25 protein-coding genes, 3 tRNA genes and 1 pseudogene are annotated in these 24837 nt (G+C 55.4%); 21 read left to right on the forward strand and 8 right to left on the reverse strand.

Features of this window, described 5'->3' with window-relative positions; translation table 11 throughout:
- Positions 1–13 precede the first annotated feature (13 nt).
- A complete protein-coding gene (locus tag QN399_RS03325; RefSeq protein ID WP_330200550.1) occupies positions 14–736 on the reverse strand; it encodes a TylF/MycF/NovP-related O-methyltransferase in 723 nt (240 codons plus the stop codon).
- Positions 733–1599: a hypothetical protein gene (locus QN399_RS03330; RefSeq protein ID WP_330200551.1), complete on the reverse strand. Its 867-nt coding sequence runs from the start codon at positions 1597–1599 to the stop codon at positions 733–735. The genes QN399_RS03325 and QN399_RS03330 overlap by 4 nt, the downstream gene beginning before the upstream one ends.
- Before the next feature lie 633 nt (positions 1600–2232).
- Between QN399_RS03330 and QN399_RS03335 the strand changes: the two genes are divergently transcribed.
- The 11 genes and pseudogenes from QN399_RS03335 to QN399_RS03385 all read left to right on the forward strand — a co-directional run.
- Positions 2233–3264: a glycosyltransferase gene (locus QN399_RS03335; protein WP_330200552.1), complete on the forward strand. Its 1032-nt coding sequence runs from the start codon at positions 2233–2235 to the stop codon at positions 3262–3264.
- A complete protein-coding gene (locus tag QN399_RS03340; RefSeq protein ID WP_330200553.1) occupies positions 3264–4388 on the forward strand; it encodes an FAD-dependent oxidoreductase in 1125 nt (374 codons plus the stop codon). The genes QN399_RS03335 and QN399_RS03340 overlap by 1 nt, the downstream gene beginning before the upstream one ends.
- Complete coding sequence (locus QN399_RS03345) at positions 4372–5862, forward strand: hypothetical protein (RefSeq protein ID WP_330200554.1); 1491 nt, start codon at positions 4372–4374, stop codon at positions 5860–5862. The genes QN399_RS03340 and QN399_RS03345 overlap by 17 nt, the downstream gene beginning before the upstream one ends.
- Entirely contained in the window at positions 5762–6658 is an 897-nt protein-coding gene (locus tag QN399_RS03350) for a pyridine nucleotide transhydrogenase (protein WP_330200555.1), read from the forward strand. The genes QN399_RS03345 and QN399_RS03350 overlap by 101 nt, the downstream gene beginning before the upstream one ends.
- Positions 6655–7491 (forward strand): TIM barrel protein, encoded by an 837-nt coding sequence (locus tag QN399_RS03355; RefSeq protein WP_330200556.1) that lies wholly within the window; start codon positions 6655–6657, stop codon positions 7489–7491. The genes QN399_RS03350 and QN399_RS03355 overlap by 4 nt, the downstream gene beginning before the upstream one ends.
- Positions 7488–7844: an EamA family transporter gene (locus QN399_RS03360; RefSeq protein WP_322180139.1), complete on the forward strand. Its 357-nt coding sequence runs from the start codon at positions 7488–7490 to the stop codon at positions 7842–7844. The genes QN399_RS03355 and QN399_RS03360 overlap by 4 nt, the downstream gene beginning before the upstream one ends.
- A 14-nt stretch (positions 7845–7858) precedes the next feature.
- A complete protein-coding gene (locus tag QN399_RS03365) occupies positions 7859–8665 on the forward strand; it encodes a glycosyltransferase family 2 protein (protein WP_322180141.1) in 807 nt (268 codons plus the stop codon).
- A gap of 176 nt (positions 8666–8841) precedes the next feature.
- Positions 8842–9909: a diguanylate cyclase gene (locus tag QN399_RS03370; RefSeq protein ID WP_322180143.1), complete on the forward strand. Its 1068-nt coding sequence runs from the start codon at positions 8842–8844 to the stop codon at positions 9907–9909.
- Between the two features lie 284 nt (positions 9910–10193).
- Positions 10194–10433: a hypothetical protein gene (locus QN399_RS03375; RefSeq protein ID WP_330200557.1), complete on the forward strand. Its 240-nt coding sequence runs from the start codon at positions 10194–10196 to the stop codon at positions 10431–10433.
- Between the two features lie 116 nt (positions 10434–10549).
- Entirely contained in the window at positions 10550–10879 is a 330-nt protein-coding gene (locus QN399_RS03380) for a DUF6388 family protein (protein WP_322180147.1), read from the forward strand.
- Positions 10880–10958: 79 nt separating this feature from the next.
- Positions 10959–11057: pseudogene (locus QN399_RS03385) on the forward strand (methyl-accepting chemotaxis protein); the annotation flags it as partial.
- A gap of 67 nt (positions 11058–11124) precedes the next feature.
- Here the strand turns inward: QN399_RS03385 and QN399_RS03390 are convergent.
- A complete protein-coding gene (locus tag QN399_RS03390) occupies positions 11125–12621 on the reverse strand; it encodes a succinate CoA transferase (RefSeq protein WP_322180149.1) in 1497 nt (498 codons plus the stop codon).
- Positions 12622–12852: 231 nt separating this feature from the next.
- The gene (locus QN399_RS03395; protein WP_322180151.1) at positions 12853–14631 is read right to left on the reverse strand and encodes an acyl-CoA dehydrogenase; all 1779 of its coding nucleotides are present in this window, start codon (positions 14629–14631) and stop codon (positions 12853–12855) included.
- 606 nt (positions 14632–15237) lie between these two features.
- Here QN399_RS03395 and QN399_RS03400 point away from each other — a divergent pair.
- The 5 genes from QN399_RS03400 (at position 15238) to QN399_RS03420 (ending at position 20272) form a co-directional block, all read left to right on the forward strand.
- Positions 15238–16257 (forward strand): AraC family transcriptional regulator, encoded by a 1020-nt coding sequence (locus QN399_RS03400; RefSeq protein WP_322180154.1) that lies wholly within the window; start codon positions 15238–15240, stop codon positions 16255–16257.
- A gap of 199 nt (positions 16258–16456) precedes the next feature.
- A complete protein-coding gene (locus QN399_RS03405) occupies positions 16457–17134 on the forward strand; it encodes a GntR family transcriptional regulator (protein ID WP_322180156.1) in 678 nt (225 codons plus the stop codon).
- A gap of 84 nt (positions 17135–17218) precedes the next feature.
- Complete coding sequence (locus tag QN399_RS03410; protein WP_322180158.1) at positions 17219–17953, forward strand: SDR family oxidoreductase; 735 nt, start codon at positions 17219–17221, stop codon at positions 17951–17953.
- Positions 17946–19010 carry a phosphotransferase gene (locus tag QN399_RS03415; RefSeq protein WP_322180160.1) on the forward strand — a complete coding sequence of 355 codons (1065 nt, stop codon included), beginning with the start codon at positions 17946–17948 and terminating at the stop codon, positions 19008–19010. Before QN399_RS03410 ends, QN399_RS03415 begins: the two co-directional genes overlap by 8 nt.
- Positions 19007–20272, forward strand: coding sequence for an aminotransferase class III-fold pyridoxal phosphate-dependent enzyme (locus QN399_RS03420; protein WP_330200558.1), 1266 nt, complete (start codon positions 19007–19009; stop codon positions 20270–20272). The genes QN399_RS03415 and QN399_RS03420 overlap by 4 nt, the downstream gene beginning before the upstream one ends.
- Before the next feature lie 253 nt (positions 20273–20525).
- Here QN399_RS03420 and QN399_RS03425 read toward each other — a convergent pair.
- Positions 20526–20602, reverse strand: a tRNA-Arg gene (locus QN399_RS03425).
- 324 nt (positions 20603–20926) lie between these two features.
- Here QN399_RS03425 and QN399_RS03430 point away from each other — a divergent pair.
- The 4 genes from QN399_RS03430 to QN399_RS03445 all read left to right on the forward strand — a co-directional run bounded on the left by QN399_RS03430 (position 20927) and on the right by QN399_RS03445 (position 22181).
- The gene (locus QN399_RS03430; RefSeq protein WP_322180164.1) at positions 20927–21169 is read left to right on the forward strand and encodes a hypothetical protein; all 243 of its coding nucleotides are present in this window, start codon (positions 20927–20929) and stop codon (positions 21167–21169) included.
- A gap of 41 nt (positions 21170–21210) precedes the next feature.
- Complete coding sequence (locus QN399_RS03435; protein ID WP_219060380.1) at positions 21211–21396, forward strand: PA3371 family protein; 186 nt, start codon at positions 21211–21213, stop codon at positions 21394–21396.
- 171 nt (positions 21397–21567) lie between these two features.
- Positions 21568–21798: a hypothetical protein gene (locus QN399_RS03440; protein WP_330200559.1), complete on the forward strand. Its 231-nt coding sequence runs from the start codon at positions 21568–21570 to the stop codon at positions 21796–21798.
- 53 nt (positions 21799–21851) lie between these two features.
- The gene (locus QN399_RS03445) at positions 21852–22181 is read left to right on the forward strand and encodes an Arc family DNA-binding protein (RefSeq protein WP_322180166.1); all 330 of its coding nucleotides are present in this window, start codon (positions 21852–21854) and stop codon (positions 22179–22181) included.
- A 130-nt stretch (positions 22182–22311) separates the two neighbouring features.
- Here the strand turns inward: QN399_RS03445 and mgtE are convergent, their stop codons facing one another.
- Positions 22312–23754 carry a magnesium transporter gene (gene mgtE, locus QN399_RS03450; RefSeq protein WP_322215420.1) on the reverse strand — a complete coding sequence of 481 codons (1443 nt, stop codon included), beginning with the start codon at positions 23752–23754 and terminating at the stop codon, positions 22312–22314.
- A 360-nt stretch (positions 23755–24114) separates the two neighbouring features.
- Between mgtE and QN399_RS03455 the strand changes: the two genes are divergently transcribed.
- Complete coding sequence (locus QN399_RS03455; RefSeq protein ID WP_322182758.1) at positions 24115–24591, forward strand: cell envelope protein SmpA; 477 nt, start codon at positions 24115–24117, stop codon at positions 24589–24591.
- Positions 24592–24610: 19 nt separating this feature from the next.
- On the opposite strand, the gene QN399_RS03460 is transcribed toward QN399_RS03455, so the two are convergent.
- Both QN399_RS03460 and QN399_RS03465 read right to left on the reverse strand, forming a co-directional pair.
- Positions 24611–24687 (reverse strand) — tRNA-Arg (locus tag QN399_RS03460).
- Between the two features lie 73 nt (positions 24688–24760).
- A tRNA-Arg gene (locus tag QN399_RS03465) sits at positions 24761–24837 on the reverse strand.

Here is a 24837-nt window from a genome sequence, read left to right on the forward strand (position 1 = left end):
GTGTTGACGCCGGTCAGACGCGGAAATAACCTACCGTCGAATCGAACGGCAAGCGCTTGAGTTCAATTTTGTTCAGGTCCACGCACTCACGCAACGCGCTGGTTTCGCCAGGGAAGTTGCGGTAAGCAACTTCATCCAGAACGACGATCGCGCCTTTAGGCATGTAAGGCAAAAAGGTTTGCAGCGCGACTTTGGTCGACGAATAGAGATCGGTATCAAGAATCAGCATCGCCACCACCAGATCCGGGCGTGTTTTGACGAAAGCTGGCACGGTGTCAAGGATGTCACCTTTGACAATCTCGCAACGCGGAATCCGATTGACCGGACGCACCAGATCGTTGGCATCGATCATGTCCTGAATCAGGGTCTCGTCAGTATCCGAGAACATAGCATCGTTGATATCAGTGGGATCTTCTTTAGCGTCGATACCGGTGAAGCCAGAGAACGTATCGAAGCCGATGATCGAGCGGTTGATCGCATAAGGTTCGAGAATCATCGACAACTGCATGTACAGCATCAAGGAATTACCCTTGTAGACACCGCATTCGATAATGGCGCCGGGCACATCCTGAACCATTTTGAACAACTCGATGCGTGACAACGCCGCCGTGACCGTAATCCGATCTGCAAACACGAATGGCGCATCAGCGACGTATTTGGCGTCAACACGGCTGAGTACGCCCGCGCGTTTTTCGTTGTACTCGGTTTCAGCTGCGGTAAGGCGACGCTTGGTCATTGGTTGGTTCCTTGGAAATGCGAAAAGTCGCTGACATGGAAAAAATCTTTATACCCGGCTTCTGTGTCTGCGACACCGCTGTCGACGTTGACAGCACCACGCTGGCTAAGAAGATCAGCGATGTGCACCAGGCGAAAATCAATGCTGAAACGGGTCTGTTCAGTGTAATTAGGCACCGTGCCGTGCAGGTGCGATCCCGAAAAAGTCAGAATCTCGCCAGCATTGGCGGCAATCCGGATTTCCGAAGCCGTTGAAATGTCTTCAAGCGGAATGGGGTGAACGCGTAACTCTTCAATCACGTTTTTCTGAGCCAAAGGACGCTGCACGTTGATCCAGTCAGACAGACTCCAGTCCGCAGAGGAGTTTTTCACCGGCACTGAAAAATAGGCTGGATTGATCATCATCGTCTGGTCCGGTTGAATCGTGTAAACCGGCATCCAGGTATTGATCTGACAGTCGACACTGCCATACCACTTATCACGATGCGGTTTGTAGGCATAACTGACGCCAGCATGCAGATAGTCATAGTGAGGGACGACCCGAATTCGCGGAACGTCAAAAAGAAACTCACCAGGGTTTGCACCAATTTCCAGGACGAAATTGCGGATCATTTCTTTAACTTCAATACAGTTAGTGAACTGGCCCTTGAGCTTCGTCACCAACCCGATGAACTCTTGCACCGGCATCATCGTGTGCAACGCTTGGTGACGGGTCTCGCCGTCGAACGCCGCAGTGATACTTTCCCGGGCAAACGCGCAGAGGTCCTTAGGAGCATTCAGATCAGTATTCAGGAAAATATCGCCTGCATAGATCGCGTTCCTGAAATCATTCTTCTTCTGAAGCTGGTTGATATACAAATTCACGGTTTCCGCTCCTGAATCCTGGACTGACCTGATTATCGGCAGGTCGGGCCCAAACTGAAGGGACATTATGCGGGTTTGGCTGCGGCCCCGGACAGAGAGCCCGGAGGTAAAACTGGCAAAATGTATACACAAAAAACCGTCAGTCGCGGCTCAGCGAGAGGGTAATTGTGCCATTGCCGCCTACCCACCGCCACGCGAGCCTGGTTTCAACATTTCAAGCCTTTTTTCAGCGTTCGCCTAGCGAAGTGCCGGTCTCTGGTCTAGCCTGCCTCAGTAGCATAACGCCATGAAAAAGTGCAGCGCTCACGCGTTGGTACCTTTTTGTTTTCTGGATTGGACAACATCTAGCAAGCAGTCAGGGGTACTTTTTTATGACTATTTTGACCTTCCGGCCCCCCTTCATATTAAGCACTTCATCTCGACAATCTCCTGCTGTGCTTCGACTCATTCCAGACATCTGGCATAACCTTCGTCTGCCGTCAGCCCTTGCGGTAACTCTAACTTTCAAGACTGGCCAATGTGCCGGCATAGAGAGTGCCCCGCCCAACGACATTGATTCGATCCCGTTTAAGTGCTGCGTACGTCGTTTCAAGCAGCGCTCAAGGGTTCTTGACGTTTTAAAGGGGATTTAAAATGGCATTTTTCCCCTGTTTTTTGTCGGTGGTTTTCGTTGTCCGCAACGAGTCTGAGCGCATTGAAAGCATTCTGTTTGAGGCAACCTCGGTGATTGCCTCCATCGTCAGTGATTATGAGTTGATCATTGTTGACAATGCGTCGAACGATGACAGCATTTCCGTCATGAAGCGCCTGACGGGCGAAGATGGATTTGCCAATCTGCAGGTCTATGCACTGACCAAGGAGGTGGATGTCGACACCGCTTCATGGGTCGGGCTGGAGAATGCACTGGGTGACTTTGTAGCCGTCATTGATCCGATGATAGACGACATCAATTTTTTACCGGAAATGCTCAAAAAAGCCATTGGCGGCGCTGATGTGGTTTTTGTCAGTAACGAGCAAAAGCCTGTGCAAAGCCTTGCCTATCGGGTTGCTTTTGCCGTATTCCACATGCTCTACCACTGGTTCAATGGCATCCATCTCGCCAAAGAAGCGCCGCAGTACCGCATCCTTAGCAAAAGAGTGATCAACTTCATTCTTCAGCATCCCAAGCCAGCGATGACCTATCGCCATCTGCCCGCTACGGGTGGGTTTGCGCGCGCACACCTCAGCTACAGCTATAGCGCGTCACCCACATTCCAGCGCCGCAAACGTCTGGGAGACAGTATCGACCGTGGCATACGCCTGCTGGTGTCGACCACGCGCGCGCCGATGCGCCTTGTGACAGCACTCTCCTTGTTTGGCGCTATCGTCAACCTTATTTACTGCGGCTATGTGGTCGGCATCGGTTTTTTTAAAACCGACGTCGCGCCTGGCTGGATCAGCCTTTCGCTGCAACAGTCGGGCATGTTCTTTCTGATATCACTCGTGCTTCTGGTGCTCGGCGAATACATCCTGAACATGGCCAGCTTCTCGAATGAAGGTCCGCTATACCATGTGGCCCAAGAGTTCACCAGCGCTCGCATGACGCGACTCGACAAACTGAATATCGAAGAGGTGTCGTCCCCCCCCGCCAATACGACAAACTTGGCCCGGGGGGAAATGTCCTGATGCCAAGTGTCGACCCTAACTACGATGCGGTTATTATTGGCGGTGGGTTTTATGGCTCGGCCATCGCGGTCTACCTAGCGAAGCAGCGAGGCCTCAAGCGCATCATGCTGATAGAGCGTGAGCCCGCGCTAATGATGCGCGCCTCGTATAACAATCAGGCCCGCGTGCACAATGGCTATCACTACCCTCGCTGTTTCACGACAGCGTATCGCAGCCGGATAAACCTGCCCAAGTTCGTACGCGACTGGCCCGAAGCGGTAACACAGGATTTCATCAAACTCTACGCCATTGCCCGCCACAACTCGAAGGTCACGGCAAAACAGTTTGAGCGATTTTGCCGTGACATTGGAGCCAAGGTTCAGCCGGCAGCCCCTGCGTTGCGAGCCTTGTTTGAACCACGCCTCATTGAAAATGTGTTCCTGGTCGAAGAGTATGCTTTCAACTCCACCAAACTGGCACGTTGGGCTGAACGCGAGCTAGCAGAGTGCGGTGTGCAGATCTGCTACAAGACCCGAGCAACGGAGATTTCGAAAGGACCAGATGCAACACTGCAAGTCATCACAGAAACCGAGGACAGCGCCCAAGCTTCAATCTCCTGCCGTTATGTATTCAATTGCACCTACAGCGGCACCAATCAATTCAGGGGTGATTTCCCAGGAGTGCAAACGGGTCTGAAACAAGAGATCACCGAAATGGCCCTGATGCAGATGCCTGCACCTCTCGATGGTTTGGGGATTACCGTGATGGACGGCCCTTTCTTTTCGATGATGCCATTTCCCGCCCGCGGGCTGCATACGCTCTCCCACGTCCGCTTCACCCCGCACCTGCACTGGACCGATCAGCAAGGGATCGATCCCTACAAAAAACTCGAGCACCACGAACGTGCAACTCGTGTGGATCGTATGGTCAGGGACGTGGGCCGGTATGTCCCGGCTGTACTCAAGGCTAAGCATGTCGACTCATTGTTCGAAGTCAAAACGGTGCTTGTGAAAAATGAAGGCGATGACGGGAGACCCATTCTTTTTGAGAAGCACGCCGCGTTGCCCGGCTGTTATTCCGTGCTGGGGGGAAAGATTGACAATATTTATGATGTGCTGGAGAAGATGAATGAAGAAGTATTTTGATCTACCCACACTGTGCACGGGCATTGCCTTACTTTTTTTGGTGAGCATATTTTTATCGTTAGCGTCCCGCTCGGTATGGATTGATGAAGCCATGCTTCTGAAAAACATCATAGAGGTCAATACACTGAGTGGCTTTATTAGACCACTGCCCTATTACGATCAAGCAGAACCGGTACCGGCTTCATTTTTCTTTAAGGCGGCGATGGCAATTTTCCACTATGACATCAAACCCCTCAGGCTGTCGGTACTGGCCGCGTCGGTATTAATGATCTTGCCCGTCTGTCTCCTGTTCAAGAAATATAAGTGGGGTCTTTTTGTTTTCCTGGTGGCGATCATCGGAAATACGTTTTCTTCCGGCTTTCACGTGACAGAGCTAAAATATTACTTCCTTGAAGTCAGCGGGAGTTTTCTGGCCATCTTTGCGATATGGGAGGCTGAAGAAAATAAAAATATTTTTTGGACTCTCTTAATTGCGGCAATCATCAGCCTCATCGGGTTTTCCACGCTTATCGTTTCAGGGGGACTTCTAGGCTATGCGTTTCTCTGGTGCCTGGCGAACAGAGAATTCCCCCGACGCAGCGCAACAATAGTTGCCTTTTTGTGCGCGGCCGCGTGCGTGGCTTTCTCATACCTCTACATGAAACACCTTACCATCTATCAGTTGAGTAACTACGCTGAGTACGGGGGAGGTAAATCTCTTTTAGTGTCAATGAAATCGTTGGGTGGCGCGATACTGGGGGCCTACGGAAAAGCCCTGTTAATCACGTCCTGCCTGTCGAGCATCGCACTGTTCGCCTTCAATAACAGAGGGTTTATTTTCAGGTTGAATTTATTTTTTTTTGCGCTGGTGTGTGTTGTCGTGGCAGGCAGAGTTTTTGGTTTTTATCCCGCCACCTACCCCCGACATGTGATTTGGCTGGTCCCCTTTAGTCTGGTTATTTCCAGCTGCGCGATTCTTGAGTTCACATCAAGCCAAGCCAAAACTTTCAAAGTATTGGGTTGGATTCTGTTCGTTGTCCTGGCACTCCAGGCAGGCAAAGCGTGTTACAAGAATCTCACAGGGGAGAATTATGAATACACGGCCAACAATAGCCTGTACGAGTACCTTGCGAAAATGGAGCCCAGCAATATTCTAGTTTACCCGGATGCTCAACCGTCTCTTGAATATTATTTACAGTTGGATGACCGGCTAAAAAAACACCACTATACCCGTGTACTGGATGAAACGACTCAGACCCGAGACCCGGCCATGGAAATGCCAACGTTCTTCTCAATGATCCGGACGTTATTTGAACTCAGGCCCGCCGGTGAGTTTTACTTATTACTGTCGCACCTTGATCGCCAGGACGACGACAAGGGAATTACCGCAGTGATTGAAACTGAAATCAAAAAATCTGACTGTCAGTACACCTCAGTTCTGCATGTTCACAATGCCGAGTTGCTCCGTATGCATTGCCGGGTGGATCATGAATAACATGAATAATTGTTTGATTGGGTTTAGTGGGTTTGTAGGGTCTACGATTGCAAAGCAGACTGCCTTTGAGTCAGTTTATCGATCAACCACTATAGGTCACATTGAAGGCCACTCGTTTAATACCGTTGTCTGCGCAGGCGCCCCCGCTCAAAAGTGGATTGCCAACCGTGAACCTGAAGCGGATCGGCAGAAAATCGAGGGGCTGATCGCCCACCTGAAAACCATTCAGTGCAACACCTTCATTTTGATCAGCACGGTCGATGTCTTCAGTACCGTCATGGGTGTCGATGAGGATACCCCTGTCGATGAGTCAGGCCTGCACGCCTATGGCCTGCATCGCCGGCTGCTGGAGACGTTTGTCGAAAGCCACTTCCCCAATCATTTAATCGTCCGTCTGCCTGGGCTAGTTGGACCCGGCTTGCGCAAAAATGTCATCTTCGATTTTTTGAATGACAACAATCTTCAAGCCATCGATAGTCGCGGTGTCTTCCAGTTTTACCCAATGGTCAATCTCTGGTATGACATCCAAACCGCGCTGAACGCCGGCTTGAAGTTGGTTCACCTCACTGCAGAGCCGATCAGCGTAGCGGATGTTTCGCAACTGGGTTTCGGCAGGCAGTTCACCAACGCTCTGGCTAACCCGGCAGCGACCTACGACATGCAGACCAAACACGCTCATGTATTTGGAGCCGCCGGGCGCTATCAGTACAGCGCCCGTGAAACGGTACAGGCGGTCAGGGCCTACGCTCAGTCCGAGCCGCTCACTATAAAAGTCGATGAGGGAGCGAAAATATGAGGTTGGCTATTTCCAATATTGCTTGGGATGCCGCGGAAGATGAAGCCATCGCCACGCTCCTTCAGCGCTTTGCTATTGATGCGATCGATGTTGCACCCGGCAAGTATTTTCCTGTTCCCGCCAACGCTACGGATGAGCAGATTACTCAGGTCAAAGGCTGGTGGGCCGAGCGTGGCATCGACATCACCGGGATGCAGGCGCTGTTGTTCGGTACTACGGGGCTCAATGTATTTGGGTCAGCCCAAAGCCAGTCCGCACTGTTGAAACACTTGGACGCCGTGTGCCGCATCGGCTCGGGTCTGGGCGCCACACGGCTGGTTTTTGGCTCACCAAAGAATCGTGATCGCACCGGGCTCGATGACCAGGAAACACTGGATGTGGCGGTGCCGTTCTTCAGAAAACTGGGGGACATCGCTCAGGCCCATGGTGTAACAATCTGCCTTGAACCCAATCCCACCTGTTATGGCGCCAACTTCATGACCACCAGCGCTGAAACGGCCTTGGTGGTGACGCAGGTCGATCATCCCGCCATCAAGATGCAACTGGACACCGGCGCGCTGGCCATCAATGGCGAAGATCCTTGTCTGGTGCTGCAAAACTGCGCATCTCTTATCGGGCATGTGCATGCCAGCGAGCCCGATCTGCTACCTCTGGGGGATGGCAGCACTGATCATGGGCTGATGGTGAGGGCCCTGGAGCGCTATCTGCCCAACCCTGTTGTGACCATCGAGATGCTTGCGACCAAGGATGAACCGCATGCTGTGTCGATTGAGCGAGCACTGAACGTGGCGATCCAGCATTACCGCAAACATCGCGTGGAGGGCAGCGTATGAAGTGGCTCATCCTGCTTGTCGGGATTCTCTCCAATGCTTCCGCCAGTGTTCTGGTGAAGATGGCCATGATGCCGCCGCGCAAGTTTCCGTCCCTCGGCGACCCTCTGGGCGCGCTGAGTAATTGGCCATTCTGGCTAGGTCTCGGGCTGTATGGCGGCGCCTTTTTACTGTATGCCGCAGCGTTGGCGCGCCTCCCTTTAAATGTGGCGCACCCGGTGCTGACCGCTGGGGCAGTAGCGACCGTGGCGTTGTCTTCGGTGCTGATTTTTCGTGAACCCTTCCACTGGACGACAGGGGCTGGGATCGTACTGGTAATTGCTGGCGTAGCGCTGATTACAGCGCGCGTTGCTTGATGGTAAACACAATGATGCCAACCGATATAACGCCTGACGGGCGTAAGACCTGGCAAGTGCCCTCCTTTCAAACCCCGCTATGGCTCGGCCGCCAGCACCCTTGGTGCGTGGTGATTCCGGTCATCAATGAAGGTGAACGGATCAAGAGCCTGTTGGCCAGGATGGCGGCCCTCAACATTCAAGACACTGCCGACATCATAATCGTTGATGGCGGAACCACAGATGGCTCGCTTGAGCTGCACGCGCTACAGCAGGTAGGGGTGCGAGGGCTGCTGCTCAAAACCGCTCCGGGAAAGTTAAGCGCTCAACTGCGTTGCGCTTACGCCTTTGCACTCGATCAGGGCTATGAGGGCATCGTCACGATTGACGGTAACGACAAGGACGATCCTGAAGCCATACCTCGCTTCATCGACGCGCTCAAGCAAGGCGTGGACTTCGTCCAAGCGTCCCGTTTTGTCTCGGGAGGCGTCGCAGAGAACACCCCTAAATCGCGAGACTTCGCGATCCGCTTTATCCATGCGCCAATGCTGAGTCTGTCTTCCGGTTTTAAATGGACAGACACCACCCAGGGTTTCCGTGCCTACAGCCGCAAACTGCTGTTGGACCCGAAGGTGGCGATATTCCGCGATGTGTTCATGACCTACGAACTACTCGCTTACCTCTCCTACCGCGCACCGAAACTGGGTTATCGCTGTGTCGAGCTACCGACCGTCAGGCGCTATCCAAAAGGCGAAGTACCGACAAAGATCAGCAGCGTCAAGGGCAACCTGTCAGTGCTTGAGGTGCTGTTTCGGGCCTGTTTTGGAGTTTACAACCCGTAGGCTGTAATCCGTACTGCTTATGGGCCACCAGAAGCACTCCCGCCGCAAACAATGGCATTTTGATATACAACTCGACAAGTCTGTTAAGTTATCGAACGTGCATAAATTTTCATGCTCGATTTGGCCAGCGCTTGAGCGAGGTCGTAGCTGCATAATCTCGATGTATGGATACAGTAATGACGAGTTCATTCGGAGCAAGGAACAGGAGCCAGGCCTTCGCAAAACGCGCATTGATGCCTCGTGCGATAGGGCTGGCCGCTGGTTTTTTCTGCGTCGCCGGGGTCTTTTGGGAGCAAGGTCGTCCGCCTTTCATATGGGCACTGCTCATCACTTTTTGCTTCGTTTGGCCGTGGATAGCCTTCGTACTGGCACGATCCGCCGAGCATCCCGCGGATATCGAACGGCGCAGTGTCCTGCTTGACTCAGCTTTTTCCGCGTTTTGGGTCGCCGCCATAGGGTTCAACTTGCTCCCCAGCGTGGTGATGCTCTCGATGCTGGCAATGAACAACGTCGCTACAGGCGGAATGGCCTTTGTATTACGCGGCTGGCTGGCCAAAATGGCGGGAATCGCCGTCTCCGTCGCAATGTTCGGCTTAAGTTTTTCACTTTATAGCAGTCCCTTAGTCGTCTATTCGTCGATGCCGATGATCATCATCCAGCCACTGGTCATCGGTTGGACGTTATACCGGCTGGCGCTTCGGCTAGGGCAGAACCGTAAAGTGTTGCGTGAGCTGAGTGAGACCGACAGCCTGACAGGTCTCTATAACCGTCGTTACTGGAACGCGCTGCTCGAAAACGAATATAAACGCTGCGGATATGGCGTCTCGAATGGCTGTCTAGCACTCGTAGACCTGGATCATTTCAAGCAGATTAACGACACGCATGGCCACCTTGTTGGGGATGAAGTCCTGCGACACGTAGCTTCCGCGCTCAGGTCTAACCTGCGTTCAACTGATATTGTCGCGAGATTCGGTGGGGATGAGTTTTGTGTGTTCCTGCCTGATACCGACAGGGCGACCGCCTTTCAGGTGCTTGACAGGGTGAGGGTAGAGATCGCTGACGCTGTGTTCGGTCAAAAACAGACGGCCATTGCGACCTTAAGCATCGGTCTAACCGCATTCGACAATCCAATGTTGTTCAATGAATGGTTCAAACAAGCGGATTTGGCACTGTACGAAGCAAAAGCGCGTGGACGCAACCAAGTCGCTTGTTTCGACGGTGACTCGATGCGCGCGAGTGCCTGACACGACTGCAGTGCTACCAGCATCCGCGCAGGAAGACGGGCCCCTGAAGTTCAGCGTACGCAAACAACCATCGACCATGGCCTGCCAGTACTCCTCCCCATCCGGGCACTGCTCTCGAACAAATGGCCAGCGGCCCTTACGCTCTTCATGCAGCCGGCTAGCGCACTGATTTGATAACGGAAAACCACGGCAAGGAAAAGCAGCGACTAAAATAAAAGGGGCCGAGCACTTCAATACAGACGATGGCCAATGGTTACAACACACTTTTCTGCCAAGGCGGCTTTATGAGAAAACTACAAAAAAATAGCTCGATGGAAAGCGATCTTGGTGATGTAGCTGACAATCTAAAGCAGACGATGAGTCAGCTTTCAGATTGTTCGGAGCAACTGATCGAAGGCGGCAATGAACAAGCCTCTCAGTTGATCGGGAAGGTAATTCTGTCGCTTCAAGAAGATGAATGCATGCTTCGCAGGTACACGGACAGTTTAAAAACCGGAAGGCTCGGACGAAGATCGGACGATTAAAGGTCTTCATGTCATCCAACACGGCAACGCAAGACATGCCGCCCGACCAGACCAGGGCGGCATAGAGGATGAGTTGATCGACCACAACGATACCCACAGCCGTTTAAGGACTTTGCATGATCCAAACTGAACAGCCGCACCAAATAGCACTGGATAAATTTCTTGCGGAGCACCCTGCCCTCCGCGAAGAGTTGGACAACCTGAATCCGCTCGAGGCCCAGGCCTCCGGCGTGCCGTTGGCACAATACCGCGATGAGCGACTGCACCAGGCGTTTGAGGCCGAGGCTGAGCGCTTGGGCTTCTTTGCCTGGGAACTGACCCTGCAATTGACGGCGGCGTCCCCTGAGGAATTTGAGGCGCAACGGATTGAGGTGCACAAGGAAGTTGCCGAGATGGCGGGCATGGAGTGGGCGGAGTATTGCGAGATGCACGGCCTGAAGGCTTGAGTGCCTGAAAGATTTGGTGTCCAGGGCAGGTTCGTGTTGCGTGGACGTCGCCAATGCCTATCCACCCGAAGACGTGCGCGGCGAGCAGGGACATGAATTTTCCGTGGTGACCGACGAAGTGCGCAACCTGGCGATGCGCACTTGGGAGTCGGCTCAGCAGATCCAAACCATGCTCAAAAACCACTCGCTCAGGGGCCGGCGAGGACCTTGAACGGGTGGTTGTTCGAGACGCAGACTTCGGCTCGCTAGTGGGCCGCCAGCATGCTGCCCGTTTCGTTCAAGCGGATATGCCAGCTCAATGCTTGATTGAGGTCGTGAGGGGTATGCCCGCCTAGACGACAGGCGGCGGTGAAGTAATCATTGAGTGCCTCGCGGTAGTCCGGGTGTACACAGTGATCGATGATGATTCGCGCTCGCTCCCGAGGCGCAAGGCCCCGTAAGTCAGCTAGCCCTTGTTCGGTTACAAGAATGTCGATGTCATGCTCTGTGTGGTCGACGTGGCTGACCATGGGCACTACGCGCGAGATGTTCCCGTCCTTGGCAATTGATTTAGTCACGAATATCGATAGGTGGGCGTTGCGGGCAAAATCCCCCGAGCCGCCAATACCGTTCATCATGTGTGTACCGCCGACGTGGGTGGAGTTGACGTTGCCATACAGGTCGAACTCCAGCGCGGTGTTGATTGCAATGATCCCCAGGCGCCGGATTACTTCCGGGTGGTTGGTGATTTCCTGTGGGCGCAAGACCAGGCGCTCGGCGTATTTTTCCAGGTTCTTGAAGACCCGCTCGCCACAGGCGCCAGAGAGGGTGATGGAGCACCCCGAGGCGAATTTCAGCTTGCCGGCATCCAGCAGGTCAAAGGTGGAATCCTGCAACACCTCGGAGTACTGCACCAGGTCGTTGAACGGGGCGTCGATCAAGCCGCACATCACCGCGTTGGCGATGGAACCCACCCCCACTTGCAGCGGTGCCAGGTTTCTCGTCAGACGCCCCATTTCCACCTCGATCTCGAAAAACCGCACCAAATGATTGGCAATGGCCTGTGTGTCGTTGTCAGGCGGCAACATGGGAACGGCCGCCTCGGGTGTGTTGCAGATGACGATGGCGGCGATGCGTGACGGGTCGATCTCGATGGCATGGCTGCCAATGCGGTTGTTTGATTGGAGGACGGGGATCGGGCCACGGTGAGGGCGATTCTGGGGTTGGTAGATATCATGCAGCCCTTCGAAATGAGGGCTGCTCGCCAGGTTGAGTTCGATGATGATCTGTTTGGCGGCCAGTGCCAGGGTGGCCGAGTTGCCCACTGACGAGGTGGGCACGATATGCCCCTGTTCGGTGATGCACACCGCCTCGATAACTGCGATATCCGGGGTCGGCAGGTAGCCATCGCGCAACTGCTCGACCACTTCCGAGAGGTGCTGGTCGATAAACATCACCTTGCCTTCGTTGATGGCCTTGCGCAGCACAGCGTCGCCCTGAAACGGCATGCGTCGGGCCAACAGACCCGCTTCGGCCATCATCCCGTCCAGACCACGGCCAAGGCTGGCGCCGGTGATCAGGTTGATTTTCAGCGGGTCGTGCCTGGCCTGCTCGATCAAGGCCAGGGGGACTGCCTTGGCGTCTCCGGCACCGCCAAAACCACTGATGCCGATGGTCATGCCGTCTTTAATGAGCAGGGCGGCCTGTGTTGCACTCATGATTTTGTCGTGCAAGGAAGCCAGCCGGATACGCGCAGCGTGCATGGAAAAAACCTCGAATGTAGGGAATAGCAGGCGGGGCACCGGACATCTGCCGTTCAACCGGTACTCGCGCCCATACCGGGCAGTGCCTCTGAGAAGCACTGCTCGTCGGATTGTTCGTTAGTCTGGGCACAAGCAGAGGCCGAGACGATCAAGGCGGACGACGACGTTTAAACGTTGTCGCCACGGCTCATGGTGCGGGCCATCACGTGGGTCAATCAGGCCCGCGCAGGCTCAAAACTGCTCATCGTCCAGCGCCATGATGCTTTTGCTGCCACTGCTAATCGCCGCCAGCAGGGCGTGCACGCGAGGCAGCAGTTGCTCGGCATAGAAGTCGGCAGTGATCCGCTTGGCGTCCAGGAACTGCGGGTCGCCGTTGCCCGAGTCCAGCAGGGCTTGGGCTCTGAGTGCCGAGCGGGCCATCAACCAGCCCCCGCATAGGTAGCCGAACAGCATCATGAAATTGACGCTGATGCTGCCCGCCAGGTGGGCGTCGTTTTTGGCATTGTCGAGGAGCACGCGCAGAGCGGCGCGGCCAGCGCACAAGGCATCGTCCAGTGCCTCGGCCTGGTGGGCCAGAGTGGCCGAGCCTTGCAGCAGGGCGACGGTTTCACCGATTTCGTCCAGCAAACGGGTGAGCAGTTCGCCCTGATTGAGCAGAGTTTTGCGCCCAACCAGGTCCAGTGCCTGGATGCCAGTGGTGCCTTCATAAATGGTCAGGATACGGGCGTCACGGTAGTGCTGGGCTGCGCCGGTTTCTTCGATAAACCCCATGCCGCCGTGAATTTGCACACCGAGCGAGGTCACCTCTTGCGCCATTTCTGTCAGCCACCCCTTAACGATGGGTGTGAGCAGGTCGACGCGACCTTGATGAACCTGCGCGGCGTCGGCGTCATGCGCGTGGGCAGTGCGGTCCACTTCGGCAGCGGCCACCAACGCCAGGGCCCGCATCGCCTCGATGGACGATTTCATCTGAAGCAACATGCGACGGACATCGGGAAAATGGATGATCGAGAAGCGGCTGCCGTCCTTACGCGTCCCTTGCAGGCGATCTTTTGCGTACTGACGCGCCTGCTGGTAAGCCCGTTCCGAGATGGCCAGCCCTTGCAGGCCAACGCTTTGCCGGGCGTGGTTCATCATGGTGAACATGCAGGCCAGCCCTTGGTGCGGTTCGCCCACCAGATAACCGATGGCCCCGCCGTTGTCGCCAAAGCTCATGACGCAGGTCGGGCTGCCGTGGATGCCCAGTTTATGTTCCAGGGAAATGCAGCGGGCATCGTTGCGTGCGCCGGGCTTGCCTTGAGCATCCAGCAGGAATTTAGGCACCACGAACAGGGAAATCCCTTTGACACCGGCCGGTGCATCCGGCAGCCGGGCCAGTACCAGATGGACAACGTTGTCCGTCATCTGGTGGTCGCCCCAGGTGATAAAGATTTTTTGCCCGCTGATGAGGTAGTGATCACCCTGAGGGATGGCTCGGCTCTTGATGGCGGCCAAATCCGAACCTGCATCGGGTTCGGTGAGGTTCATGGTGCCGGTCCATTCGCCGCTGACCAGTTTGGACAGGTAAGCCTCGCGTAGGGCGGGCGAGCCATGGTGCGCGATCGCTTCAATCGAGCCTTGGGTCAGCATCGGACAGAGGGCGAAGGCCATATTGGCCGAGTGCCAGATTTCACTGACGGCGGTGCCTATCACGTTGGGGAGGTTTTGGCCGCCCCAGGCTTCGGCTGCAGTCAATGAAGGCCAGCCGCCAGCCTGGAATTGGCGGTAGGCGTCGGCGAACCCTGGAGCTTCCTGCACGCCTTGCTCATTCAGGCGCGCGCCTTGGGTGTCGCCAATCCGATTGAGTGGTGCCAATACCCCGGAGCCCAGACGACCGGCTTCGGCCAGAATCGCGGACACCAGCTCATCGTTGATATCGTCCAGATGAGCCGACGCGCACAAGGCTTCAAATTCGACCAGTTCTTTGAGGACGAACGTGGTGTCGCGGTAGGGGTGGGCGTAATCACTCATTATGTTTCCTCTCTAAAACGATGCGTTAGGCAGGCCGCCTGTGTCAGCCACAGGGGGGCATAACGGGCGATGTTCGGTATCGGCCTGAGTCACGTCAGGCCTTGGCTAACAGCACCCGGTAATCGACTAAATTGGCCATATTCGCGGACCTCTTGCTTCAACCGTTACGCACTAGGTGGCGCTGGCAATGACCACTGCGTCGCAGGTGCAATTGCGCTCATCGGTGCCGGACTTGCCCGGGAACCGGTGCGGCGGTTGGCGCGTATCGGGAAGGCTGTGCGTCGTGCGGGCGTACGTACGCCCTACAACGGTGGCGCGCCCATTCGTTTAGCGTGCGGTTTTTCAGGCGGGATGCGCCTGTTCCGGGTGCCGTCACGTTCTGGTGGACGGTAACCGCGTCTGCTACTTGCACGTGCACGGACGGGCTTCCTTGGAGAGTCAGGCAATAACAGCGTTCTGGCCGGGTCAGACAAGCGTCTGCAGGTGGCGGCTAGCTTCTATCGGGAGGCCCCTTGGCGACAATAACGAAACCAGTCTAAAAATAGACATTAACGGACAGCGCTTAGGCGATAAACTGACCGCACATGCTGCAGGAATCTGCCTCCGATGGGCATCGAACGCTATTCAATCTCTATCCATTTCGCCCGAATGTTGATGAATGCCGGCCACCGTCTTCACCTCGACGAAGCGGTGCTGCTCAAGGAGGCGGGCCTTAACCGGCGCATGCTGGAAAATGCCCATCTGCGGATCACGCCTGACCAATTCAGCCGCCTGATGCGGGCCGTCTGGCGCCTGGCCGACGACGAGTTTCTTGGCATGGGCTCGCAACGCTGTCCACAGGGTGTCTTTGCCATCATGGCCAAGCAGGTCGTTCATTCGCACAACCTGCATTCGGTGTATTACAAGCTCAGCCACTTCTACAACGTGGTCAATGACTCCCTGCATCTGTCGCTCGACATCGTCGGCGATGAGGCGATTTTTTCGATGGCGCTCAAGGACCCGGCTAAAGACCCGGATTACTTGTTGAGAGGTTTCCTGTTGCTGCTGTGGCATCGGTTTCCCAGCTGGTTGGTTGGCCAGCGGATTCCCCTGAAATATGTCGCGTTTGACCATCCTGCGCCCAAACACCTGACCGAATACCGCTTGATGTTTCCTTGTCCGGCAATGTTCGACCAGGCCGTGACCTGCCTGGTATTCGATGCCGCGATACTCACGGCACCGTTGGTGCAAACGCCCGAGACCCTCGGCCATCACTTGAAACGGGCACCGGTCGACTGGTTCACTCGCCCGGCCTACTACCCGGTTTATACACGGCGGGTGTTGGATCATCTGGAGCGTTCCGAAGACCTGGCTGAGGCAACCACTCAGAGTGCCGCCCTTGAGTTGCACCTCACGGAGAGAACGCTGAGGCGAAAACTCGCAGCCGAAGGCAGCCAATTTCAACGACTCAAGGACGGAGTGCGTCGCGACATGGCGATCCACTACTTGAGCCAGACGTCGATGTCGATCAGCCTCATCTCCCAAATGCTGGGTTTTTCTGAGCCGTCCGCGTTCACCCGAGCGTTTCGGCAATGGACCGGGGAGTTGCCCAAAACCTACAGAGACGTCGCGCGCCAAAAGAAATAGCCCACAGTATCTTTTCGGACGGTTCAGGGGGCTTCGCGTTCTGTGGGTCTGAATCGATCGCGTGGGTGACCAAGGACGAAATCGAGTCGATGTTACCCAGCCAGTTGCGCACCGTTATCGCTACGCCAATTTCCGCAAAAGGCTTAATGCATCATGTTGTATAGTCTTTGGCCAAACAGCTCCATGCATTCGGTGATTCATGTCTTACCCCTTCGACGCTATCACTCACACTTATCTGGGCAGCAACGTTTACTCCAAACTGCGCAACGCGCTGATCACAGGCGGCCTCAAGCCTGACGATCGACTACGCATCCGGGAGCTGGCCAGTCAGTTGGGAACAAGCGTCACACCCGTGCGAGACGCCATTCTGCAACTGGCGAAAGAGAAAGCTCTGGTGCTCAAGACCCCCAAAGACATCCGAGTACCGGTGCTCGACAGTGCGGCCTATCTGGAAATCCGCACACTGCGGCTGAATCTTGAAGGCCTTGGTGCCGAAACCGCCGCGCGGCTTGCAACCTCAAACGACCTTAAGCGCATCGACGCCAACATTCAGCTCAACCTCGAAGCCATCAACAATAGCGACCTTCCTGAAGCGCTACGCCTGAATAGCGAGTTTCACTTTTTGATCGCGGAAGCTGCACGCATGCCTTTGCTGCGTAGCTATCTGGACAGTCTGTGGATGCGCGCAGGACCGTTGATCGCTCAGGCGTACGTGCATTTCTCCCTGACCATGGCCATCGAACACCATGTCGAAGTACTCAATGCCCTGCGTCAGCAGGATGCGGCAGCCGCCAAACACGCAATCCAGGCAGACATTCTCGACGGCAATCAAAAAATGCTGGAGTTCATAGCCGTCAACCAGGAAGCGGCTTCCTGACGAAACTTTCTCTCATGCCCCTATTGACTAGTTGCACGCCTAAAAACATGATGCATCAAACTTCAATTACGAAGGACCGTGCTCATGAGCGAGAAAAAAAAGCTACTGTTAACCGGCGCCAGCCGCGGCATTGGTCATGCGACGGTCAAGCATTTCAATGCGGCTGGGTGGGAAGTATTCACCGCTTCCCGGCAAAACTGGGTCGCTGAATGCCCTTGGACGGAAGGCTTGCTCAATCATATCCATCTGGATCTGGAGGACATCGACAGCGTCAGCGCCAGCCTGGCGACCATTAAGGAAAAACTGGGGGGACGCCTTGATGCCTTGGTGGACAACGCTGGCATATCGCCAAAAGGTCCGGAAGGCGGCCGACTCGGCGTGCTGGAAACCGATTACGCCACGTGGTTGAAGGTGTTCAATGTCAATCTGTTCTCCACCGCGTTACTGGCTCGCGGCCTGTTCGATGAATTAAAAGCCGCTCAGGGCAGCATCATCAACGTCACGTCCATTGCGGGATCCAAAGTACATCCTTTCGCCGGTGTCGCTTACGCGACCTCCAAAGCTGCGCTCTCGGCCCTGACTCGGGAAATGGCCTATGATTTCGGCCCGCACGGGGTGCGGGTCAACGCCATTGCCCCCGGCGAAATCGACACCGCCATCCTGTCTCCGGGCACCACCGACATCGTCGAGCGACTGGTGCCCATGAATCGCCTGGGCAAACCGGAGGAAGTGGCCTCGCTGATCTATTTCCTCTGCACCAGCGGCGCTTCTTACGTGAACGGAGCGGAAATTCACGTCAATGGTGGTCAGCATGTCTGAGGCGGTCATGGACAAGGGGGGCTGCACCGACCTGATGACGACGCAGGCGCCGACGGTGGATCTTGCCACGGCGCAGGAGATAGCTGATCGGGTATACGGCCTCAAGGGCACGCTAAAGCTACTGAATGGCGAACGCGACACCAACTTTCTCATACAGTCCAGGCAAGGCGCCTTCGTCCTGAAATTCATCAACCCAGCCGAAGATCCCAATGTCATCAGCTTCCAGACCCAGGCGTTGCTGCACATTGAGCGGCACGGCGCGCACCTGCCGGTTCCGCGTGTTCTGCCAGCACGCAATGGTGAGGTTGAACCGAAAGTGCTGGTGAGCGAGCAGCCACTGACACTGCGCACCGTCAGCTACCTGGACGGTATTTCGCAGAATCTTGGCCAACCCAGCGTTGCACTGATGCACGAACTCGGTACCTCCCTGGCCGAAGTCAACCTGGCCCTCAAGGACTTCCAGCACCCGGCCGCCCATCGCAACCTGCTCTGGGATGTCGGCCACGCCGAACGCGTCAGGCCTTATCTGGATTACCTGGAAGCCGATCAACTGCCGTTGGTTTCCACGTTGCTGGACCGCTACGCGACCTGCGTAAAACCGCGTCTGGCCACGCTCCGTGCGCAGGTGATCCACAACGACCTGAACCCGCACAACGTCATGCTCGACTGCGAAACCGCCAGCCGCGTTGCGGCCATCATCGACTTCGGCGACGCTCTGCACGCCCCGCTAATCAACGAACTGGGGACGGCTCTCTCATACCAGTTCGACGCTGACGCCACCGACCCACTGTGGCAGATCAAGGCCTTTGTCGCCGCCTACGACGCAAGGATCCCGTTGCAGCGCGAGGAGCTGGCTGTACTCGGCGAACTGATGGCCATGCGCATGGCCATGGCAATCACCATCGCCCGGTGGCGCGCCTGCCTGTATCCGGAAAACCGCACCTATGTGCTACGCAACCTGCGCACCAGCTGGCGCAATTTGCAATGCCTCACCGCTATGCCCGAAGGGCTGCTGACCCAAAGCCTGATCAATGCCTGCACCCCGGAGGTGCCATGAGTTCGCCCACCACCGCTGAATTGCTCGCCCGTCGCCAACGCGCACTGGGCGCCAGCTATCGATTGTTTTATGAGGAACCCTTCGCGCCGGTGCGGGGTGAAGGCGTGTGGCTGTATGACAAAGACAACACCGCCTACCTGGATGCCTATAACAACGTGGCGTCCATCGGTCACTGCCACCCTGCTGTGGTCGCAGCCATTGCCGAGCAAAGCGCCCTGCTCAATACCCACACACGCTATCTGCACCCATCGATCGTGGATTACGCCGAAGATCTGCTCAGCGAGTTTCCTCCACTACTCGATAACATGACCATGACCTGCACCGGCAGCGAAGCCAATGACCTGGCGTTGCGCATCGCGCGCTGCCACAGCGGTGGAACGGGCATCATTGTCACCCGCTGGGCCTACCACGGCGTGACCAGCGCCTTGGCTGAGGTCTCGCCATCACTGGCCACCGGCCTCCCCACCGCCAGCCATGTACGCTTGGTCGATGCTCCGGATTCCTACCGCCGATCCGCCGATTTCCTTGGCGACGTGAAAGCTGCGCTGCAAGATATGCACGCTCACGGCATCAAGCCTGCGGCGTTGCTGGTCGACAGCATTTTCTCCAGTGACGGGGTGTTCAGCCCCGCGAACGGCGAACTGGCCGCTGCCGCGCAATGCGTGCGAGACGCCGGCGGACTGTATATCGCCGATGAAGTCCAGCCGGGGTTTGGTCGCACCGGAGGGCAACGCTGGGGGTTTGCCCGCGACTCGGTAACCCCGGACCTGGTCACGCTCGGCAAACCCATGGGCAACGGCCATCCGGTTGCCGCCGTGGTCGGGCGCTCGGCGCTATTCGATCAATTCGGTCGCCAGCAGCGTTATTTCAATACGTACGGCGGTAATCCGGTGTCCTGCAAGGCTGCGCATGCGGTACTGCGCGTGCTGCGCGAAGAAGACCTGCAAGCCAATGCCCACGATGTCGGCGGCTATCTCAAGGAGGGGTTGCGCAAACTGGCCGAGCGCCATGAAGTCATTGGCGATGTACGCGGCGAGGGCCTGTTCATCGGCGTTGAACTGGTTGTTGACCGCCAGGCGCAAACCCCGGCGACAACCGCCGCCGCCGCGGTCGTCAACGGCATGCGCCGCCGTCAGGTGTTGATCAGCTCGACCGGTCCCATGGCCAACATCCTCAAGATTCGCCCACCCTTGGTATTTGCCCGCGAGCATGCGGATCTGCTGCTCAAGCGCCTGGATGCAACCTTGAACGACCTGCGCTGAACGTCACTCATTACCGGCGCCGACTTGGCTGAGCCAGCATCGGCCCCCGCAGCAGGTCCTGATATGGGGTAATCCGTCATCCATTCAGGCGTCCAGGCACACTGCTGGGCGCCAGCTGCGCACATTCACCCCAATACTCCCAATCCAAGACAGGCAGCGATAAGGGGGGGTGAGCAATGCAGAGGACATTTCGAATGCAGTGACCGAAAGCGGTGAACTGCAACAGCTGAAAATGAGAGAGTGGCAGGTTATATGGTGTCCCAGGGCAGGTTCGAACTGCCAGCCTTCCCCTTAGGAGGGGGATGCTCTATCCAATTGAGCTACTGAGACACGAGTGCTGGAGCACAGGAAAGGCACCAGCAAGGACGGCGTGCATGTTAACGGCACTGCATGACTTTGTCATGTCGTCCTTGGCTTTTTAAGCTGTAGTACTGCGCTGACGAGACGGTTCTGGATGACGCCCCCCTTTGCAATCATGCAAATTGCACTACTGCAAAAGGCCATCATTGCAAAGTGCAAGACGCACGCGCACCAATACAAGCATAACCTATTGATTTTTATCATATTTTGTATGATTTCCATTTGGCACAGAGCATGCAACTAGCTACTCATACAGGAAACCCCTGTAAAAAGTTTCAGGTGGAGGTACTTAATATGAACATTGCCCTTTCATTCCTCAATGCCGCTGCCCTCGTCGCGCTGGTGACATTTCAGTTTCAAGGCAACAGCAGCGACGATGAACAGATCAGTGCTCAGGTACAGACACACCACCTTATGCAACAGGCTTCGCATTTCGCAGTGATGACCGACCAGTCCTCAAACAGAGCTATGCTCACCAATGACAGCAATGACGCCATGCCGCTGTCGTTTGATCGTTCCGAACGTTGGGTTTTTTAGTCGCCCGATTTTTTCCGGTATCAATCCCTACGAGAACTGCCATGTCAAAATCCGCACTGTCATTTCTGGTTCTGGCATTGATGGCAATCGTCATCGATATGCTACTTCCGCTGGATGCGAATGCCATGAGCTCTTTGCTTAAAATCGCCAGTGGCCTGTTTATCGTGCTTTTCATTGTGGCGCTGGTCGTCGGCCGAAAAATCAAATTCGACCCGCTGCTGCGCTAACCCTCTTGCCTCTCTGCATCCCTCTGTAAAGGCAAGGAGGCAGCCGCTACCCTAAGGATCATTTGACCCGCGCGCAGGCTCAGAAACATCTCCCCCCCTCTTCATTTGCTTGATTTACCCGTAGCCCCTGGAAAATCGATCAAACCGCTCTACGCTCATGAGAAGCCTGTCGTGCACAACACGACGCCCGAATCGGCCAAAAACAGGACTTTCGGAGCGTCGGCAGCACGAATACTTTGCAAAGCAGCCCGCAATTCTGATAATTGGTACTGGCTAATCGCCTTTACCAAGCTCAATATTTGTCACATAATTGGCGCCAAGGAACTGGCAAAAGTCGGGCATGATGCTGACCTCTTTGACATTCAGGTTGAACATTTGCCCAAAAAGGCTGTCACAACATGACATCTTGCGGCCAATTGCTAAAACCGCTCCCTCTGAACTAACCGGTTAAATATATGAGCCCTATGAAACAGGCTACTTATTCCAGCCGCACGGCTGACAAGTTCGTAGTACGACTACCTGATGGCATGCGTGACCGCGTGTATGAGGTTGCCAAAAATCATCACCGCAGCATGAACTCCGAGATCATTGCTCGCCTTGAGCAGAGCTTGATTCAAGAAGGCGCGCTGGGCGACGAGCCAAGCCTGCGTCTCGACAGCCCGGAACTGTCCTTGCATGAGCGCGAATTACTGCAGCGCTTCCGTCAACTTTCTCATCGCCAGCAAAACGCACTTGTTTCGCTGATTGCTCACGATACGGACAACGCTGCCGACGACGAGTCCTGACAGCGAGATCAAGATATTCAGGCCAGCATTTAGCTGGCTTTTTTATCGATATTTTTATTATCGGATCGTTGTAGCACCTCTTTTTCAAGCTAAAAAAAACCGCCTTCCGGCGGTTTTTTATTAGTCGTATTCAAAGCAAGAAGACCGTCGCCAACCCCAGAAAGATAAAGAACCCTCCGCTGTCCGTCACCGCAGTAATCATCACACTCGCCCCCATGGCCGGATCTCGCCCCAGACGCGTCAGCGTCATCGGGATCAGAACCCCCATCAGCGCCGCAAGCAACAGATTGAGCGTCATGGCGGAGGTCATGACCACGCCCAGCGACCAACTACCGTACAGCAAGTAAGCCACCACCCCAATAACGCCACCCCATATCACGCCATTGATCAGCCCGACCGCCAGTTCTTTGCGCATCAGGCGCGATGTATTACCGGTACTGACCTGGTCCAGCGCCATGGCCCGGACGATCATGGTAATGGTTTGATTACCGGAGTTACCGCCGATCCCGGCAACGATCGGCATCAACGCCGCCAGCGCTACCAGTTTTTCGATCGAGCCCTCAAACAAACCGATGACACGCGAAGCGATAAAGGCGGTGATCAAATTGATCGCCAGCCAGGCCCAACGGTTGCGCAAGGACTTCCAGACGGAGGCGAAGATGTCTTCCTCTTCACGCAGACCCGCCATGTTGAGGACTTCGTTTTCACTTTCTTCACGGATCAGGTCGACCATTTCATCAATGGTCAGACGCCCGATCAGCTTGCCATTCTTGTCCACCACCGGCGCGGAAATAAGGTCATAACGCTCAAAGGCTTGAGCTGCGTCGTAGGCATCTTCATCCGGATGAAAACTCACCGGATCGCTGGCCATCACCGCAGCCACCTGCTTATCGGGATCGTTGACCAACAGACGCTTGATCGGCAGCACACCCTTGAGCACACCGTCGTAATCAACCACGAACAGTTTATCGGTATGCCCAGGCAACTCTTTGAGGCGACGCAGATAACGCAATACTACTTCAAGGCTGACATCCTCACGGATCGTCACCATCTCGAAGTCCATCAGCGCACCGACCTGCTCCTCGTCGTAAGACAAAGCAGACCGTACGCGCTCACGCTGCTGGCTATCGAGAGACTCCATGAGCTCATGAACAACGTCACGCGGCAATTCAGGTGCAAGGTCGGCCAGTTCGTCGGCATCCATCTCTCTGGCAGCCGCCAGGAGCTCATGATCGTCCATGTCGGCGATCAGTGTTTCACGGACAGAATCGGAAACTTCAAGAAGGATATCGCCGTCGCGCTCGGCTTTTACCAACTGCCAGACAGTCAGACGCTCTGCGAGAGGCAAGGCTTCGAGGATGTAAGCGACGTCGGCGGAGTGAAGGTCATCGAGTTTGCGTTGCAACTCGACGAGGTTCTGCCGGTGAACGAGGTTTTCTACGCGGTCATGATGCTGACCTTCCTGACGGTGAGTCAGGTCTTCGACCACCCGCTGACGATGCAGCAGCTCAACGACTTGAGCGAGGCGATCTTGCAGGCTTTCTTGTGTTTTTTTTACTTCTATTTCGGTCATAGGCGAACTCCACCCCCAGCAGCGGAGCACGCCCGGGAGATCAATCAGTCAATTCATGATTGGTAAAACGTAATTCAGGGTAGCTACTGGGTAAGTCCATGGAAGTATTCCACAAGCCCCGACGGGGCTGACGGGCGCAATGATACACCGCTTGAAAGCACCACACGCTACAAAACCTAGGCAAGAACAAGCGCTCGCGCGACAAAATTGAATCAATACATGTACGACGTTACATCTCGAGAAGAAAGTACGCACTCTGCCAAATAAGCATGGGCTAGCCTTGAATACAGCCGTCACGGAGGACGCTGAATGCCCGCCACTGCTCGAACGACCCTCTTGCTCACCCTGCTCTACTTTCCCCTGCCAACGCTGGCCACAACCGTTCAACGCTGCGAAGACGCCCAAGGGAATATCACCTTCACGTACCAGGGCTGCCCTAGCGGTCACAGCACGCACCTGCAAAGCACCTACAACGCACCACCAGGCAACGTAGTCCATCTGCTGCCTGAATCTACGCCTTCCTCAAGACAGGTCTTGGCGCCGCCGGACAATCGCCGAGCACACAAAGAACTGGTAGTTGTCGGCCAGAGAGACGACGGGTGCGAAAATCAAGTGAGTGGCGAACAACGGCGGCGGGCGATCATCAATCAGCGAGTCCGTGCAGGCATGAGTTTTCGGGACGTAGAAAGCTCACTGGGCAAGCCGGATAAAATAGCCGAAAGAAACGGAGAGACCCGTTATCACTACAACGAAAAGAAGGGCCGCAGCAATCAGGTTGTATTCGACGAGAACGGATGCGTAAAGGGCAAACGTCAGAAAGCAAAAAGCCCGCATTAAATGCGGGCTTTTTGGTGTTTGGTGCACTCGACAGGATTCGAACCTGTGACCGCTCGGTTCGTAGCCGAGTACTCTATCCAGCTGAGCTACGAGTGCAATTGGCGTTTGATAAACCAGACCACCGCTGGTTGAAGCAAGTTGCTTACATCACTGCAAACAACCCTTTAAATGGTGCACTCGACAGGATTCGAACCTGTGACCGCTCGGTTCGTAGCCGAGTACTCTATCCAGCTGAGCTACGAGTGC

The organism is Pseudomonas sp. 10C3 (genome assembly GCF_036346185.1).
GTDB lineage: Bacteria > Pseudomonadota > Gammaproteobacteria > Pseudomonadales > Pseudomonadaceae > Aquipseudomonas.

Coding starts and splice junctions, on each gene's coding strand:
- QN399_RS03325 (WP_330200550.1), bottom strand. CDS start 736: ATGACCAAGCGTCGCCTTACCGCAGCTGAAACCGAGTACAACGAAAAA.
- QN399_RS03335 (WP_330200552.1), top strand. CDS start 2,233: ATGGCATTTTTCCCCTGTTTTTTGTCGGTGGTTTTCGTTGTCCGCAAC.
- QN399_RS03340 (WP_330200553.1), top strand. CDS start 3,264: ATGCCAAGTGTCGACCCTAACTACGATGCGGTTATTATTGGCGGTGGG.
- QN399_RS03345 (WP_330200554.1), top strand. CDS start 4,372: ATGAAGAAGTATTTTGATCTACCCACACTGTGCACGGGCATTGCCTTA.
- QN399_RS03355 (WP_330200556.1), top strand. CDS start 6,655: ATGAGGTTGGCTATTTCCAATATTGCTTGGGATGCCGCGGAAGATGAA.
- QN399_RS03360 (WP_322180139.1), top strand. CDS start 7,488: ATGAAGTGGCTCATCCTGCTTGTCGGGATTCTCTCCAATGCTTCCGCC.
- QN399_RS03365 (WP_322180141.1), top strand. CDS start 7,859: ATGCCAACCGATATAACGCCTGACGGGCGTAAGACCTGGCAAGTGCCC.
- QN399_RS03370 (WP_322180143.1), top strand. CDS start 8,842: ATGACGAGTTCATTCGGAGCAAGGAACAGGAGCCAGGCCTTCGCAAAA.
- QN399_RS03375 (WP_330200557.1), top strand. CDS start 10,194: ATGAGAAAACTACAAAAAAATAGCTCGATGGAAAGCGATCTTGGTGAT.
- QN399_RS03380 (WP_322180147.1), top strand. CDS start 10,550: ATGATCCAAACTGAACAGCCGCACCAAATAGCACTGGATAAATTTCTT.
- QN399_RS03390 (WP_322180149.1), bottom strand. CDS start 12,621: ATGCACGCTGCGCGTATCCGGCTGGCTTCCTTGCACGACAAAATCATG.
- QN399_RS03395 (WP_322180151.1), bottom strand. CDS start 14,631: ATGAGTGATTACGCCCACCCCTACCGCGACACCACGTTCGTCCTCAAA.
- QN399_RS03400 (WP_322180154.1), top strand. CDS start 15,238: ATGGGCATCGAACGCTATTCAATCTCTATCCATTTCGCCCGAATGTTG.
- QN399_RS03405 (WP_322180156.1), top strand. CDS start 16,457: ATGTCTTACCCCTTCGACGCTATCACTCACACTTATCTGGGCAGCAAC.
- QN399_RS03410 (WP_322180158.1), top strand. CDS start 17,219: ATGAGCGAGAAAAAAAAGCTACTGTTAACCGGCGCCAGCCGCGGCATT.
- QN399_RS03415 (WP_322180160.1), top strand. CDS start 17,946: ATGTCTGAGGCGGTCATGGACAAGGGGGGCTGCACCGACCTGATGACG.
- QN399_RS03420 (WP_330200558.1), top strand. CDS start 19,007: ATGAGTTCGCCCACCACCGCTGAATTGCTCGCCCGTCGCCAACGCGCA.
- QN399_RS03430 (WP_322180164.1), top strand. CDS start 20,927: ATGAACATTGCCCTTTCATTCCTCAATGCCGCTGCCCTCGTCGCGCTG.
- QN399_RS03435 (WP_219060380.1), top strand. CDS start 21,211: ATGTCAAAATCCGCACTGTCATTTCTGGTTCTGGCATTGATGGCAATC.
- QN399_RS03445 (WP_322180166.1), top strand. CDS start 21,852: ATGAGCCCTATGAAACAGGCTACTTATTCCAGCCGCACGGCTGACAAG.
- mgtE (WP_322215420.1), bottom strand. CDS start 23,754: ATGACCGAAATAGAAGTAAAAAAAACACAAGAAAGCCTGCAAGATCGC.